Origin of the sequence: [Chlorobium] sp. 445, from assembly GCA_002763895.1 — a bacterium.
Classification (GTDB): Bacteria; Bacteroidota; Chlorobiia; order Chlorobiales; family Thermochlorobacteraceae; genus Thermochlorobacter.
Map to the genome: position 1 here is coordinate 1 of NSLH01000011.1, position 15,207 is coordinate 15,207.

General features: G+C 46.2%; 14 protein-coding genes and 1 pseudogene. 11 read left to right on the top strand and 4 right to left on the bottom strand.

Going from position 1 to position 15,207, the window contains the following annotated elements; genetic code table 11:
- The first annotated feature begins 365 nt into the window (after positions 1 to 365).
- Positions 366 to 956 carry a HupE / UreJ protein gene (locus CMR00_06000; protein ID PIO48156.1) on the top strand — a complete coding sequence of 197 codons (591 nt, stop codon included), beginning with the start codon at positions 366 to 368 and terminating at the stop codon, positions 954 to 956.
- 30 nt (positions 957 to 986) lie between these two features.
- Here CMR00_06000 and CMR00_06005 read toward each other — a convergent pair whose 3' ends face one another.
- On the bottom strand, positions 987 to 2,063 hold the full coding sequence (locus CMR00_06005) for a phosphoesterase (GenBank protein ID PIO48157.1): 1,077 nt from the start codon (positions 2,061 to 2,063) through the stop codon (positions 987 to 989).
- A gap of 209 nt (positions 2,064 to 2,272) precedes the next feature.
- Here CMR00_06005 and CMR00_06010 point away from each other — a divergent pair, with 209 nt between their 5' ends.
- Positions 2,273 to 2,713, top strand: coding sequence for a hypothetical protein (locus tag CMR00_06010; protein PIO48158.1), 441 nt, complete (start codon positions 2,273 to 2,275; stop codon positions 2,711 to 2,713).
- A 46-nt stretch (positions 2,714 to 2,759) separates the two neighbouring features.
- Here the strand turns inward: CMR00_06010 and CMR00_06015 are convergent, their stop codons facing one another.
- Positions 2,760 to 3,512, bottom strand: coding sequence for a hypothetical protein (locus tag CMR00_06015; protein ID PIO48159.1), 753 nt, complete (start codon positions 3,510 to 3,512; stop codon positions 2,760 to 2,762).
- 176 nt (positions 3,513 to 3,688) lie between these two features.
- On the opposite strand from CMR00_06015, the gene CMR00_06020 reads away from it, so the two are divergent.
- Positions 3,689 to 3,970 carry a hypothetical protein gene (locus tag CMR00_06020; GenBank protein PIO48160.1) on the top strand — a complete coding sequence of 94 codons (282 nt, stop codon included), beginning with the start codon at positions 3,689 to 3,691 and terminating at the stop codon, positions 3,968 to 3,970.
- The gene (dnaG, locus tag CMR00_06025; GenBank protein PIO48161.1) at positions 3,966 to 5,609 is read left to right on the top strand and encodes a DNA primase; all 1,644 of its coding nucleotides are present in this window, start codon (positions 3,966 to 3,968) and stop codon (positions 5,607 to 5,609) included. Before CMR00_06020 ends, dnaG begins: the two co-directional genes overlap by 5 nt.
- Positions 5,610 to 5,644: 35 nt before the next feature.
- Here the strand turns inward: dnaG and CMR00_06030 are convergent, their stop codons facing one another.
- Positions 5,645 to 6,481 carry a fatty acid hydroxylase gene (locus CMR00_06030; GenBank protein PIO48221.1) on the bottom strand — a complete coding sequence of 279 codons (837 nt, stop codon included), beginning with the start codon at positions 6,479 to 6,481 and terminating at the stop codon, positions 5,645 to 5,647.
- Between the two features lie 189 nt (positions 6,482 to 6,670).
- On the opposite strand from CMR00_06030, the gene CMR00_06035 reads away from it, so the two are divergent.
- Both CMR00_06035 and CMR00_06040 read left to right on the top strand, forming a co-directional pair.
- The gene (locus CMR00_06035) at positions 6,671 to 8,656 is read left to right on the top strand and encodes a hypothetical protein (protein ID PIO48162.1); all 1,986 of its coding nucleotides are present in this window, start codon (positions 6,671 to 6,673) and stop codon (positions 8,654 to 8,656) included.
- 66 nt (positions 8,657 to 8,722) lie between these two features.
- A complete protein-coding gene (locus CMR00_06040; GenBank protein PIO48163.1) occupies positions 8,723 to 9,286 on the top strand; it encodes an RNA methyltransferase in 564 nt (187 codons plus the stop codon).
- 16 nt (positions 9,287 to 9,302) lie between these two features.
- Here CMR00_06040 and CMR00_06045 read toward each other — a convergent pair whose 3' ends face one another.
- On the bottom strand, positions 9,303 to 10,070 hold the full coding sequence (locus tag CMR00_06045; protein PIO48164.1) for a hypothetical protein: 768 nt from the start codon (positions 10,068 to 10,070) through the stop codon (positions 9,303 to 9,305).
- 194 nt (positions 10,071 to 10,264) lie between these two features.
- Between CMR00_06045 and CMR00_06050 the strand changes: the two genes are divergently transcribed.
- The 5 genes and pseudogenes from CMR00_06050 (at position 10,265) to CMR00_06070 (ending at position 15,154) form a co-directional block, all read left to right on the top strand.
- Positions 10,265 to 10,585, top strand: coding sequence for a hypothetical protein (locus CMR00_06050; GenBank protein PIO48165.1), 321 nt, complete (start codon positions 10,265 to 10,267; stop codon positions 10,583 to 10,585).
- 5 nt (positions 10,586 to 10,590) lie between these two features.
- The gene (locus CMR00_06055; GenBank protein ID PIO48222.1) at positions 10,591 to 11,445 is read left to right on the top strand and encodes a hypothetical protein; all 855 of its coding nucleotides are present in this window, start codon (positions 10,591 to 10,593) and stop codon (positions 11,443 to 11,445) included.
- Positions 11,421 to 12,155, top strand: a complete 735-nt coding sequence (locus CMR00_06060; GenBank protein ID PIO48166.1) for a hypothetical protein — start codon at positions 11,421 to 11,423, stop codon at positions 12,153 to 12,155. Before CMR00_06055 ends, CMR00_06060 begins: the two co-directional genes overlap by 25 nt.
- A gap of 76 nt (positions 12,156 to 12,231) precedes the next feature.
- Complete coding sequence (locus tag CMR00_06065; protein ID PIO48167.1) at positions 12,232 to 12,468, top strand: hypothetical protein; 237 nt, start codon at positions 12,232 to 12,234, stop codon at positions 12,466 to 12,468.
- An 80-nt stretch (positions 12,469 to 12,548) separates the two neighbouring features.
- Positions 12,549 to 15,154 (top strand): annotated as a pseudogene (locus CMR00_06070) (DNA mismatch repair protein MutS).
- Positions 15,155 to 15,207: the final 53 nt, after the last annotated feature.

Consider the following 15,207-nt stretch of genomic DNA (forward strand, 5'->3'; position numbering starts at 1 on the left):
TTTCATTGATTCAGAGCGCGCCGAAGAGCATCCGAAAAATTTTCACGAAGGTGAAATTTCGTTACGAGCTTACAAGCCCCGACGCTGAACTGGCTGACTTAGAGCGTTCGGTTGAACTTTCCATGACGAAGTATTGCAGTGTTTCAGCCACACTTAAAAAAAGCGGGTGCGTGGTCGAGTATGAATCTGTAGTGAAGCGACCAGAGGCAGCTACGTTATCGTAGTTTTTGAAATGCGCGCTGGTAAGGATGTTGGCATGGAAGAGCGTTCTTCATCTTAGCACTAGCGCGCTCTTACTCAAATGCTTAAAAGTGTTTGAGTAAAGTCTTATTTTTAACTTTGGCTGCAAATTCTAGCACATCGCAATGTCAAGTTTTTATACCTTTCTTCGGTTAGGGTTTGAGCACATCTCAGATTTGAAAGGTTACGACCATATTCTTTTCGTCACTGCACTTGCTGCAGTCTATCCACTGCAGGCGTGGCGTCAACTTGTCTGGCTTGTTACAGCTTTTACGGTTGGGCATAGCCTCACACTTGCACTTGCAACTTTACGTCTTATTGACGTACCGACTGATCTTATTGAGTTTCTGATTCCTGTTACAATCATTTTCACTTGTCTTGTCAATATGCTCTGCATGGGCGAGTCGACTGGTGAGCGCAACTGGCTCAAATACGCCGGGGCAACCTTTTTTGGTCTGATTCATGGATTAGGTTTCTCGAATTTTCTGCGTCAGATTCTCGGGGCTGAAGAAAATTTGCTTGGACCGCTTTTTGCGTTCAATTTGGGATTGGAAATCGGTCAGTTGTTTATTGTTGCGGTAGCCTTAGGGTTTTCGTTTGTTATTGTCGATGTGCTGAAGACGTCTCGGCGCGAGTGGAATCTTGTGCTTTCGGGTGGTATTGCAGGCATTGCACTTGTACTGGTCTTTGAGCGTATCGAGCCACTGCTCTCATAGTGCGGTGCCTCGTTTATAGTAAGCTTGGTCTTATGCTGCAACAAAATTCCCTGCCCGCAAAATTTGGATGCACTGCTGCAAGACCTTTGGTATTGTTTCTTTGAGTGGGAATGGTGCGGTGCAGCCTGCCGCGTTTTTGTGTCCGCCACCACCATAGTATTTTGCAAGCAGATTTACGGCAAAATCACCACGAGAACGAAAACTAATTTTTGTGTTGCCGTCTGGCATTTCAATGAACATGATGGCAATTTTTGTCTCTGGCAATCCTAAGAGGTACTCCAGCAACCGCTCGGTATCAGAAAGTCCCACGCCTGTCTCACGCAGCAAGGATTGTGGTACAAAAAGGTATGCGATAGCCCCGTCTTCTAGCGTATGCAAGTTTGCAATGCTTTGGCTAATGAGTTGCAGTGTGCCGAGCGAGAGTGTGTTATAGATATTGTCGTAAATTTCCATTGGTGAGGCCCCCGCATCGAGTAACTCTGCAGTAATGCGGTGGATGCGCGATGTGGTTTTTGGCAGCCTAAATGAGGCGGTATCGGTCATAATTGCTGTGTAGAGCCCTATGGCTACGGTTTTGTCGAGCAGCGAGCGTTCATAGTAGCGTTCCATTTCACGAATGAGTTCATACATCAGTTCGCCTGTTGCTGCAGCGGCGCTTCGGCAAATCATCACGTCGGCAAATTCCTGTGGCTCGAGGTGATGGTCTATACACACTACTTTGACCTTGCCCGATTTTTTGAGTTCGAGGATGTGTCGTTTGATAGCGCGCGTGCGTCCAATGTTATTGGTATCAAGCAGGAAGAAGAGGTCAGCGTCTTGTAAGCACTGAAGATGCTGTTCATTTTTTTCGTCAAAGATCCACACCTCTTTCATGAAAGGCAGGAATTGATAATTCCTCGGTACAAGTGTCGGATTGATGAGTGTTGCCTGCTTACCGATACTTCGAAGCGCTGCCATCAGGGCTACCTCGCTGCCAAGTCCATCGCCGTCCGAGTTTTCGTGTGTAGAAATCACAATGCGCTTTGCTGCATCAATCATCTCGACAGCAGATTGCCACGGCGGGTTCTCAATCTGCAACGTCTCATCTTGCTTGTCGACTTGATGCATCGTGGTAGATTTTTTTCTGCTTGTTTGAATTAAAAGATCAAGTTACGCAAATCTTTTAGTATTTCAAGTTAGACGTTAAAAGTAGAGAATTTAATGTTTTTTTAATACGCAAATTTCATGTGAATTGCTTGGGAGTGCTTACATTATGGAGCCTTAAGCAGACTTGGGGAGAAGTTATGATATCAAAGTGTATAGTTGCGCTACTGATTTTGACAAGTCTTGTCTTTTTACAAAAGCAAGAGGCGCCCTTCCGCAACATTTCTTGGGGCATGCCGCCCTCTGCAGTCCTTTCAGTTGAAACTGCAACTCTCATCAAGGACGGTGGCAACCGTCTATTCTACAAAGCTGAAGAAGAAGGCTATCCGATTATTCTCGTCTATACCTTCATAGAAAATCAACTGGTGCAGGCAACTTGCATTTTCCAATACGACGGGCTGATTTCTACCAGCGACCTTCTCAAAGACCTTGAAAGCAAAGTGTCCAAAAAATTTGGCTCTCCTGAAATTGTTAAGACCAACTACAAAGGGGTTTGGCTCCACAACGGCACGAGTATCAGTCTGACGCTCACTGACGACCAAAAGGTCGTCTTAAACTACTTGAGCAATCATCATGCCAAGCAGTTTGCTGACAAGTGGAAATCCTCTCTGTGATTTTACCTTGCGCATTGCTGAGTGTGATTTAGTGCAGTACCCCCTCTCATCGTTTCTGGTTCAGTTCCACCATCAAGGTATTTTTTACCCAATCATAATCAGGCTTGATAGATAAGGCATGTTGATAATACTGCTTAGCTAAGCCATAATTTTCTTCCTCGAAGGCGATTTTACCTAACCACGCATAGACTTCTTCTTTACCCCAGTCTGGGAACATTGGTGACTCGAGCTGATAGGTTTTGAAAGATTGCTCGGCGCGATTGAGTGCCTCAAGGGCTTTCTTGAGCCCACCGCCAAAGGACTCTGGGATAAGAAATGACGTGATGCCTTCGACGAGGTGCAAGCGTGGATTGTTTGGGTCTGTGATTTTGGCTTTGCCTAAAATTTCAGCGATGCGCAGCGCATACTTCATCACTTCTGCTGGGTTTGCAATGATTCTTTGCGCGTAGATATAGGCTTCTAAGATATGCGCTTCTGCCAGATCGCTTTTCATTGTGAGCGCTTTTTCAAGATGACTCATTGCGGTCTCAAACGAGCGTTCAGTGCCTACCTCATCATCTCGGTTGATGCAGCGAATGGCATAACGCACGCTTGCTAGGGCAATATAGTAGTGCAGAATTGGCACGTGGTCGTACGCTGCAAGCATTTTCTCAAGTGCTGCCACATAGTTGAGCAAGATGTTATCTTCAAGTACATCTGGATTATGCAAAGCGGCACGAATTTCATGGAAGAGCATTTCCCGCTTTCTGGCATCAGGCTTTGCTGACGCTGTGCTAAGAGAATTGGGTTGCATCGTCATCTTTATCGTTTTGGCACAAGTTAAGATGTTTTCTGTCGTGGAATTCTGCCCAGCATTGCTAGCATAGCGCAAGTCTATGCGTCGTCAATGCTTAGCAAAGGCAAGGTACAAACGTAACGTTTTTTTTATACTCACACAGAGTTTTTACAGAAAAATAAAATTTGCCATGCACAAGTATGAGACTAACCGAAGAAAAAATAGAGGAAATTCGTCGATTGGCTAACATCGTCGATATCGTCTCCGATTATGTCTCACTTCAACCTGCAGGCAGAAGTTACAAAGCGCGCTCACCTTTTACGAATGAAAAAACACCATCATTTTTTGTCTCACCTGAAAAGCAAATATACAAGTGCTTTTCAAGTGGCAAAGGTGGCAATGTCTTCACCTTCGTGATGGAAATGGAAAAGGTAGGGTTCATTGATGCGGTGAAAATCGTCGCCAAAAAAAGTTGGCATTGATTTATCCGAGTATGAGCAGTCGCCACAGGCTGGGGCGCAAGAACGCATTGAGTATGATGTGATGCGCTTTGCTGCCAAGTTTTTTCATCAAGCCCTTACTTCACCTGAAGGCAAGCTTTGTCTTGACTACTTTAAGAGTCGTGGCTTGAGCGCCGCGACCATTTCTCACTTTGGGTTAGGTTATGCTTACAATGATTGGGATAGACTGATTTGCGCCGCACAACAAGCCAATTTTTCACTTGACCTTCTCAGTCAATTAGGTCTTGCCGCCTATAGCGACAGATCTCAAAAGCATTATGATACCTTTCGTCATCGTGCGATGTTTCCTGTGTTTTCTTCGGCAGGTAAAGTTGTCGGTTTTGCTGGTCGCCTGCTTAGCCATGAAAAAGATGCACCGAAATACATTAACTCTCCAGAGAGCAAACTTTACGAAAAATCCAAGTTGCTCTACGCGATGAACTTTGCCAAAGATGAGATTCGCAAAAAAGGTGAAGCTATTTTGGTTGAAGGTTATATGGATGCGATTGCCTTACACCAAGCAGGCATTTGCAATAGCGTTGCCTCAAGCGGAACAGCACTGACAAGCGAGCAAGTGCAGCTTATCTCACGCTATGCTAAACAAGTGATTTTCCTCTACGATGGCGACCGCGCTGGCATTGCTGCTATGCTGCGCGGCATTGACGTGATGCTCGAGCAAGGTATTGCGCCGAATATCGTAACCCTGCCCGATGGACACGACCCCGACAGTTTCGTACGTGAGTTCGGCGCCTCAGAAATCAGTAAGTTTATTGCAGCGCATCAGACCTCTTTTCTTGATTTCAAATTGCATGCGCTTGAGCACAGCGGTGCGCTTTCCGATCCGCAGAAATTTCGAGCTGCACTCACCGACCTTGTCGCAATGCTGCTCAAGCTTCCTGACGAACTTTCACAAGAAATTTATTTCAAGACACTAGCGCAAAAACTTGACATTAGCCTCTCTTTGCTTCAGCGCGAAAAAGAGCGTGCGCTTGCAAAGCGCGAAAAGAAGCCAATCTACTCTCGTGCTTACCGCACTGCACCAGATGCTCAGCCAGAGCGTGCAGATACGGCAGTCTCAAGCCCGCTCTCATCATCAGCTGAAAACCTCTCGGTCGTTGAGCGCACCTTTTTGAAAGCTTTTTTGGAAAGTTTGCTGCATGGCTCGGCGGTCATTGAGTTTGTCGACTCACATTCAGCGCTCTTTCATTTTCGGCATCCTTTGGTCAAATCTGCAGTTGAGTTTGTGCTCTCTCGCTATCATCATGCAATAGCACAAGGCGAAACCACACTCGATCTTCCCAGTGCACTTGCCTACATTGATCAGCCCGAACTGCGTGATTTCATTTCCGGCTTACTCATGGAGCCGCCGATCTCAGAGCGCTGGCCACAAGAATCTTCTCATCAACATGCGCGTCGCTGCTTGCAGGCTTTTTTTGATGCTACAAGCAAACTTATTTTGGAGCGTTACGATACCATTCTGAATGAAAATCTTGCCCGCTTGCAAAATGGCTTAAGTGAAGCCGAGCAAGTCTCGCTGTTAGAAGAACGCAAAGCTATTCTTGCACGCCGTCAGGAAGCCAAGCGTGAATTTGACCTTGCTGCGAAATTTTGGCTTAACTGAATTATCGTCTCAAGCACATTGTCTTTGAGGTATACCTAAGCCTGACTTTTTGCTTCGTTGAGTGGTCTGAATGCGTAGAGGTGTTGCTCAATATAACTTTTGGCATCGTACCAGAAGCGAACATGAAGCGGCGCATTCGTGATGCTGAGCGGATAGTGCTCATCTGTGATGCCGTATCCTGTGGGTTTTTCTTTTGGTAGATACGCAGTGCCGAAAAGCCAATCCCAAATTGCAAGTTTGGTTGCATAGTTTAGCCCGCCTTCTTTGATTTCTTGCGCATGATGCCAGCGGTGCATTTCAGGTCCATTGATGATAAATTGTAGCGCGCCACTTCGCACATCGATATTGCTATGAATCCACATGCCCCAGATGCCATCAATAGCGCCTTTTATCAAGAGTACTTCAGGTGAGGCGCCCAGCAGGATAATTGGTGCAAACTCTATGGTTTGATTGATGAAAATCTCCAGCGAGTGCGAGCGCGTGCCTGCAATCCAATCGACTTGCTTTGCGGAGTGATGCGCTTCGTGCAGTCGCCACAGGATTTTGTTGTGGTGCTGCAGTCGGTGAAACCAGTAAATGTAGAGGTCGTGCGTAATTAGAAAAAATAGCACCTGTGCCCACAGCGGCCAGTCGCCTACGAGCTTCAAGCGTGAAAGCCCAGTTTGCTCATCCAGCCAGTAAATTAGCGCCCCAATGAGCAGTGAGAGCACATAACTTTGCAGCAGCGCATAGAAAATCAGGTCGGAGAAAAATCCTTCTCGAAAGAAAGGTTGGTTCTTATCATAAGGAAAGCGTCTCTCCAAGACAATAAACAGCAACGCCGCTGCAAGAATGAGAAATGGCAAAAGCGTCGCAAATGTCCCTAAGGTCATTGTTGCAAAGGTTTTTGTTTGTGTGCAAAAATATGACTTGTTTTGCAAAGTCTTAAATTGCATTATTGTCTTGGCGTTCAAGCCTTGTGACGACTTAATTTTTTGTGCATTCTTTTTTGTGTCTTGTGTAACTTTGATGCATCGTCTGCACGCGCTGTGAGGCTTTGCACACACTATGAAGCACATACCATGAGACTTTTTCGAGTCACCATTTTTTTCCTTGTCCTGAGCACCCCTGTTTTTAGCAACATTGTGTTTGGCCAAAAACGCTATGTTATTGATAGTTTGATGCAAAACCTTCCTGCTTCTTCTGACACAAGCTTAGCACGTCTCTATAACGCCATTGCATGGGAATACCGCTGGTTTGATTTGGATTCAGCACTCAAGTATGTACGGCTCGGCGAAGCTCTTTCACGCCAGATCAATTTCCGAGATGGACTTGCGCAAAATCAAAACTTTGCCGGGGTTATCTATTTTAACCGTGGCGATCTCTCCAAAGCCATGGATTTTTTTCTTAATGCTCTTCAACTCTCCGAACAGCCACCGCGTAACCCCGTCGAACTTGGTTATGCTCTCAATAACATCGGTAATGTCTATAAGCAGCAGGGGGCACTGAAACAAGCCATTGAATCCATGATGCGCGCGCTGCAAGAATTTGAGAGCCTTGGCGACAAGCGTGGCATTGCTTACTGCTGCATCAGACTTGCAGAGAGCTATAAAGCACAAAAAAACTACGATGCCGCCCTCATGTATGCCTACCGCTCACTCAAACTGCGCGAAGACATGGGCGACAAAGACGGTATTCAAAGCATTCGGATTCTCTTAGGCATTATCTATAGTGAAATTGGCGACTATGATAAGGCCCTCAATTTTCATCACAGTACACTGGAATCGTTGCGTGCCACTAACTCGCACTGGGGCATGGCAACAAGCCTCAATAACATCGCTCAGATTTACCTCAAGCAAGGGCGCTTAGATACAGCGCTTTCTACGGCGCAAGTTTGCTACAACGTCGCTAAAGGATTCAGCAGCAAAGAAAAATTGATGGACATTTCACGCACGCTTGGCGACATCTACGCTGCAAAGGGGGATTTTGCAAATGCTTACACTTACCTCAAACGCGCCGAAATGCTCAAAGACTCTGTTCTCAATGAGCAGAATGTACGTGCTGTGGCGAATATGCAAGCCCTCTATGATGCACAGCGCCGCCAAAATCAGATTGAACTTCTAAAGAAAGAAACTGAGTACCAAGCCTTCATTCGCAATTCACTTATCGGCACAGTGCTGCTTTTGTCTGTCATCGCCATTTTAGCAGTGAGCAGTTACCGGCAAAAAAAGCGCGCAGCAGCGCAATACAAAGCTCAAAACGATAGCCTTATTAAACTCAATGCCCTGCTTGCTCAAGAGCGTCAAAGAGCGGAAGTTGAACGGCAGCGTGCTGAAAAAGCCAGTGCATTCAAGACCGAACTTTTGAGTATTGCTGCACATGACCTTAAAAATCCGCTTCAATCTATTCTCGGCTTTTCTATGCTCATTCTTGAAGAGATTACGGAGCGGAGTTTGCTTGCAGACAAAATCAAAGCCATACAGCGTGCGGCTGAACGCATGCTTTCACTTATCAAAGAACTTTTGGAGACCGCTGCGATTGATAGTCAGAAAATCCAGCTCAAAAAACAGAAAACATACCTCGTTGATTTGCTCTACCGTGTCCTTGATGCCAATCGTCTGCAAGCCGAGATGAAATTGCAACAACTCGGCTTTGAAGTTCTTAGTCCAAATGCTGTAGTCGAGATAGACGCCGATTGGATGCGTGAAGTGTTTGAAAACCTTGTGAGCAATGCTATCAAATTCACGCCTTTTGGAAAACACATTAGCGTTGCGCTCTCTGAAAGAGAAGACTATGTTCGTGTGGAAGTCAGAGATGAAGGGCAAGGCTTGAGCGCAGAAGATATGCCCAAACTTTTTGGCAAATTTCAGCGTCTTTCTGCCCAACCTACGGGCAACGAAACTTCCACCGGGTTGGGTCTATCTATTGCAAAGCAAATTGTAGAACTGCATGGTGGCAAGATCTGGGCAGAATCAGAAGGTCCAGGCAAAGGCGCAACATTTATCGTTGAATTGCCTAAAGCACAAACTGACGACGCTCACGCCACGACGCTTACCGTTCGCGCTTAGCTCAATGGCAAGGGTTCAGACTTTCTGATTTTTTTGCTCTAAGACTTCAAGGACGCTCATTCCAAGATGCCGCTTCGCAAACTCTCTGGTGCCGAGATGCAGCGTCTTTCGCCGGATGAATTTCATCGTGCGCCGAAACATCCGATTTATGTCATGCTTCAAAACATTCGCTCTATGTGGAATGTCGGCTCTATTTTCCGCACTTGCGATGCTGCCCGCATTGAGCAAATTATCATCACGGGCTACACAGCCACGCCGCCACGCAAAGAAATTGAAAAAACAGCACTCGGCGCTACCGAAACCGTTAAATGGTCATATTTCGAGCATGCACTCGATGCCGTAGCTTGGCTTAAAACAAAAGGTGTGCGGGTGTGCGCCCTCGAAATCACAGATAGCAGTCGCGCTTACGATACCGTTCGTCCCGAGGAATTTCCGCTATGCTTGGTTGTCGGCAATGAAGTCAGTGGTATTGATGATGAGGTCTTAGCAGCATGTGACTTTGCCCTTGAAATTCCACAATATGGCACGAAACACTCACTTAATGTCGCTGTGGCTGTAGGTATCGCTGTCTTTGAGCTGGTTAAAATTTCTCGTCAGCACGCTGCCGCATCGCAGTCTGACTCACGCTAAGACCGCTTTGCTTGCATTACAGCTTCACGTTTTGCTCTCTACTTTGCTCGAGTGCCCTGTGTATGGTGCGGTCAACCAGTGTCGCTTTTCGGCGCACACGAATGTTGATGCTCTCCACGAACAGTGAAAATGCAATAGCAAAATACATGTAACCTTTTGGAATCTCGAAGTGCAACCCTTCTGCGACCAGCACCACGCCAATCATCAAGAGCATGGCTAAGCCCAGCACTTTCATGGTTGGATGCTGCTCGACAAACTCGCCGATGCCTTTGGCAAAGAGTGCCGTGACCGCTGTTGAGAGCACAATTGCCAGCGCCATAATCAAGACTTCGCGCGCTAGCCCAATTGCTGTCACAATCGAGTCTATCGAGAAGACAACGCTCAAAACGGTAGATTGTAGCAACACACCGATGAACGTATCCGCCGGTCTTGCGCCTTCTTCTTTTTCACCTTCGAGTTTGCTATGAATTTCTGTAATCGCTTTGAACATCAGGAAAAGTCCGCCTATGATCATGACCACAGCTTTGCCTGAGATATCAAGCCCAAAGACTTGAAACAGTGTTTGGTTGAGTGAAGCCACCCAAGCAATTGCTAGCAGAAATAAGAGGCGCAATGCCAACGCAATCAGCAGGCTTGAAAAGCGTGCACGTTCTCTCAACTCAGATGGCAAGCGTCCAACAAGAATTGCAATGAAAATCACATTGTCAATTCCTAAAACGATTTCCATGATGGTGAGACTAAAGAGACTGAGGATATTTTCTGGCTGCAGCAATATGTCAATCATACGATATAAATCTCAAGGATTAGTACAGAGGCTTTCTTTTGTTTTGTTTGTCTTTGTAAAGTGCTGGGCGCGATGCATTTACAACGCTATGAATGTTTGCGAAAAACACAACATTGGTTTAACAGTAAGATTATTAAATTCAGTCGAAACAAAACAACAAGCAACTGTGCAATCACTACAAACTTTCTTGAAATATGCTTGACCTCTTGAAGAAGTTAGATGCGAAAATTCAATCTGCAAATGACCCGCGCGATATTGTCGACGCACTTAACGATTATGCTTGGAGCGTGATGCGCACCGACCTTAAAAGTGCCATGTCCCGCACCGAGCAAGCCTTAGAACTCTCAAAAATTTTCTCTATGAAGCAGGCATCGCTCGCAGTCTGCGCAACCGTGGTCTTTGTCATCAACAATACTCAGACTACGAATCAGCGCTGCGTGATATCAACGAAGCCCTGTATCTTTTCCGAAAAGTCGGTGATGTCTCTGGCGAAGCCAGTGCCCTCAATAACCTAGGCAGCATTTACTCTGACTTAGGCGACTACCCACGCGCGCTGGATTACTTTGAGCAGAGCCACAAACTCTATGGCAGTCTAGATTACAAAATCGGTGAAGCGGCATGCATCAATAACATTGGCAGCATTTATTTTAAGCTCGGAGAGTTTTCACGTGCACTGGGCTACTTCCAACAGAGCTTGCAACTCTACAAAGAAATCAAGCATAAGCAAGGAGAAGCCACCTCACTTGCCAGCATTGGTAATGTGTATTCTGAACTGGGCGCACATACTCAAGCTCTGAACAACCTACTCGAGAGCCTCAGACTTTTCGAAACCTTGGACGACAAACAAAGCGTAGCAACCACACTCAAAGATATTGGTGCGGTCTACGAAAAACTTGACCACAGTGAGCAAGCAATTGAATATTTCGAGCGTAGTCTTTCGCTAATGGAACAAATCGGTGATAGACACGGGCAATCTGTTGTTCAACTTGCTTTAGGCAGTTTCCTTTTCTCGAAGGAAATGTTGGATAGTGCGAGAATGCATCTTGAAAAAAGCCTTGAAGTTGCCGAAGAAATCAATGCCAAGCCTGAAGTCTACAAGGCACACAAAGCTCTTGCGGAACTCTACAAACAAAGCTGCAATTATCGTGCGGCGCTTGAGCATATTGAGCAGTATTATCAAGTCCGTTCCGAAGTGATGGGTGAGGAACTCAACCGCAAACTCACCAATCAACAAATTACCTTTGCTGTCGAGAAAGCCGAGAAAGAAGCCGAAATCTATCGCTTGAAGACAGTCGAGCTTGCTAAAGCTAACGAAGCCCTGCAGGAAGCCAATGCACTTAAACGGAACTTTTGCACATTGCCGCCCACGATCTGAAAAATCCACTAACCGCTGTGATGACCTTCGCTGAACTTATTGCTGAACAAGCTGATGATGTAGAGTTTGTCAAAAGTCATGCCCGCTCAATTTACCAGTCAACCGAGCAAATGTTTAACCTTGTCAAATCTCTGCTCGAACAAGCAACGATTGAGAGTGGCAAAGTAGAACTGCACAAAAAGCCTGTCGACATTGCTATGATTGCAGAATTTGTCGTCAAGCACAACGAAGTGCAAGCTCAAAACAAAAATCAACACATCAATCTTTCTCTCGAACGCGAGGCTTATGCAGAAGTCGATGTCGAAAAAATGCAAAGCATTTTCGATAACCTTGTCTCAAATGCCATTAAGTACTCTCCACCGGGTCGAAACATTTGGGTGAGTGTTAAAAAGAAACTACTTACGATTGATGGCATTACACCCACAAATGGCGCGATTCCTACAAAGGTCATTTTTGAAGTGCGCGATGAAGGCTTAGGGCTGACCGAGGAAGATAAGCAAAAGCTCTTTGGCAAATTTCAACGCCTCTCTGCACGTCCTACTGGCGGCGAGAGCTCATCAGGCTTAGGGCTTTCAATTGTCAAACAGTGGGTAGAGTTGCATGGCGGTCGAGTCTGGGCAGAATCGGAAGGTCAAGGCAAAGGCTCAACATTTTTCGTAGAACTTAACGCCATCGAAAAACCAGAGTCAGCAGATATCGTCAATGTCTGATGCTCTCCTGTGTTGTCATTTAGTGCTGCAAATTCTGTTGGCACATTCCTAGTAAAAGCAAAGAGGGGAATCAAGCTTGCAACTTACACCGTCTTACCTGCAAATCGAATTCATCGATTTACTTGGTTTTGCATGTAAGCCCTTCTCTCTTTGCTCAACTAGTGCATTACTCCATGCACAATGCTCAATTTGCCTACCATGTAGCTTCTTCTTGCACTTTTTGCTCTTTTTTCCTTTGCTTTTTTTGCTTGCAACTTTTTGCTTTGCTACACTGCTCCACGCACGACTCGCACAAGTTCAAAAAAATCTTTAAAATTGAGGTCTAATCTTTATACGCTTCTTCCAAAACGAGCAAGTTCTTCTGTGGCAAAGAAACAAGATGATACGCCGCTGATGCGGCAATACGAGAAAATTAAGTCGCAGTACCCTGGCGTTATTTTGCTTTTTCGTGTTGGCGACTTTTACGAGACCTTCAACGAAGATGCGAAACTTGTCTCTGAGGCTGTCGGCATTGTGCTCACCAAGCGCGCCAATGGGGCTGCGGCTGAAGTGCCACTGGCTGGCTTTCCACATCATGCCCTTGAAAATTATGTCGCCCGTCTTGTGCGCAAAGGCTTTCGCGTTGCGGTCTGTGAGCAGATGGAAGACCCTAAATTTGCGCGCGGCATTGTCAAGCGTGAGGTTACCGATGTTATCACGCCCGGTGTGAATTTTAGCGACAAACTGCTTGACGAAAAGCGTAACAATTATCTCTGTGCCCTACACTTTGCTAAAGACCTTATCGGTGTTGCGTTTATTGATGTAACGACCGCTGAATTTCAAGCCTTCGAAGTTGCACGTGCTCACCTTGGTGATGCCTTGCAAGCCATTCAGCCTTCAGAAATTCTCTACTCCAAAAACAAAAAGCTGAACGTGACTTTCTCACCTTGCTTACCTCTGCGCACATGGCTTTCACCGAACTTGACGAATGGCTTTTTAATCTCGACTATGCTGAACAAACTCTGCATAGCCATTTCAAAACACAGTCGCTCAAAGGTTTCGGTCTTGAAACCATGCATGCTGCTAAAGTCGCTGCTGCAGTCATTCTCAACTACCTTGCCGATACACAGCGCAGCAAGTTAGAGTATATCAACAAACTCTCGCGCTTCGATTTAGGTGAAAGCATTGTGCTCGATGCACAAACCAAACGTAATCTTGAAATCATCTACTCCATGCAAGATGGCTCGCGCGAGGGCACACTTATTGCAGTTCTTGATAAGACACTGACTTCAATGGGCGCACGGCTACTCAAACGCTGGATTTCTCAGCCGTCCAGAAATTTAGACATGATTTCTTTGCGCCTTGATGCTGTCGAAGAACTTGTCTCATGCAAGTCGGTACGTGAGACGTTGCGCGAGACACTCAAAATGCTTTGTGATCTTGAACGCGTACTCACACGCATTGCTACAGGACGTGCTACACCAAAAGATGTGCTCTTGCTTGGCGAGTCGCTCTCTTATCTGCCCACAATTCAATCGCAACTGACTGCACTACATACTTCTCTGCTCTCCAAGCTTCGCACCGAGATTCAACCTTGCGACGAGCTTGTCGTGCTTATTCGTTCTGCAATTTCGCCCGATGCGCCCGTCTCACTCTCAGATGGCGGGGTCATTCAACCAGGCTACAATGCTGCACTCGACGCGCTGCGCAATTTAGCCAGCAATGCTAAAGACCAACTGCTCAAAATCCAAAGTGAAGAACGCGAGAAAACTGGTATCTCATCGCTCAAAGTGCTCTACAACAAAGTCTTCGGCTACTACATTGAGGTCAGCAACGCAAACAAGAACAAAGTGCCACCATACTACGAGCGCAAACAAACCATGGCAAACGCTGAGCGTTACACGATTCCTGCGCTCAAAGAATATGAAGCCCAGATTCTTTCTGCTGAAGAAAAAATCCTCGAGCTTGAAGCGCGTCTCTTTGCTGATGTATGCCAAAGTATTGCCCTTGCATCGGAGCGTATTCAATCAAGTGCACGCGCTATTGCTGCGCTCGATTGCCTGCTCTCTTTTGCAGAAGTCGCCTCACTTTACAATTACACAAAACCGACCGTTACACTTGACGACACTCTGACCATTGTGGGCGGCAGACACCCTGTTTTGGAACGCTTAATGCCACTGGGCGAAAAATATGTGCCGAACGATTGCATCTTTGATGATGAGACACGCATCATGCTCATTACAGGTCCAAATATGGCAGGCAAAAGTTCATACTTGCGGCAAGTCGGTCTCATCGTCTTACTTGCGCAGATTGGATGCTTTGTGCCTGCAGAGCGCGCCGTTGTTGGGCTCGTAGACAAAATTTTCACACGTGTTGGCGCTAGCGACAATCTTGCTGCAGGCGAAAGTACATTTCTTGTTGAAATGCATGAGACCGCAAACATTCTCAACAACGCCACATCCAGAAGTCTTGTTTTGCTCGATGAAGTTGGACGCGGCACCAGCACTTACGACGGCATGTCGATTGCCTGGGCTATGACAGAATACCTTCATGATGTTATTGGCGCAAAAACACTCTTTGCCACACACTACCATGAACTTTCTGAATTAGAAGCACATCTTGCCAAGGTTAAAAACTTTAACGCCACTGTTGCAGAGACGGCCGACAAAGTTATTTTTCTTCGTAAAATTGAGCGTGGTGCGGCACAGAGCAGTTTTGGCATTGAGGTTGCTAAAATGGCGGGCTTGCCTGCCAGCGTAGTTGCGCGTGCAAAAGAGATTCTTGCCCGACTTGAGCGCGAGGAAGCAGCACGGGTCTTGAAAGAAGAAGATTTGCGCAGTAAAGTCCAGCAAATAGAGCGTGCATCAGTCCCCTTGCAAGATCACTTTCAAATCTCACTTTTTGATATGAGTGATGGCAAACTGCGTGAAGCACTTCTTGCACTTGACCTCAATCGGCTTACTCCCATAGAAGCCTTACTCAAACTTGCTGAGCTGCGTCGCCTTGCTGAGTCTTTATAGCTTTTTTACGATGGCTTGAAGCCAAAGCAACTCACACTGCACAGTGCACAATC

Excerpts from the sequence above, each read along its gene's own strand:
- CMR00_06045 (PIO48164.1), bottom strand. The coding sequence starts at position 10,070 with ATGATTGACATATTGCTGCAGCCAGAAAATATCCTCAGTCTCTTTAGT.
- CMR00_06020 (PIO48160.1), top strand. The coding sequence starts at position 3,689 with ATGAGACTAACCGAAGAAAAAATAGAGGAAATTCGTCGATTGGCTAAC.
- CMR00_06030 (PIO48221.1), bottom strand. The coding sequence starts at position 6,481 with ATGACCTTAGGGACATTTGCGACGCTTTTGCCATTTCTCATTCTTGCA.
- CMR00_06005 (PIO48157.1), bottom strand. The coding sequence starts at position 2,063 with ATGCATCAAGTCGACAAGCAAGATGAGACGTTGCAGATTGAGAACCCG.
- CMR00_06015 (PIO48159.1), bottom strand. The coding sequence starts at position 3,512 with ATGACGATGCAACCCAATTCTCTTAGCACAGCGTCAGCAAAGCCTGAT.
- CMR00_06040 (PIO48163.1), top strand. The coding sequence starts at position 8,723 with ATGCCGCTTCGCAAACTCTCTGGTGCCGAGATGCAGCGTCTTTCGCCG.
- CMR00_06050 (PIO48165.1), top strand. The coding sequence starts at position 10,265 with ATGCTTGACCTCTTGAAGAAGTTAGATGCGAAAATTCAATCTGCAAAT.
- CMR00_06000 (PIO48156.1), top strand. The coding sequence starts at position 366 with ATGTCAAGTTTTTATACCTTTCTTCGGTTAGGGTTTGAGCACATCTCA.
- CMR00_06035 (PIO48162.1), top strand. The coding sequence starts at position 6,671 with ATGAGACTTTTTCGAGTCACCATTTTTTTCCTTGTCCTGAGCACCCCT.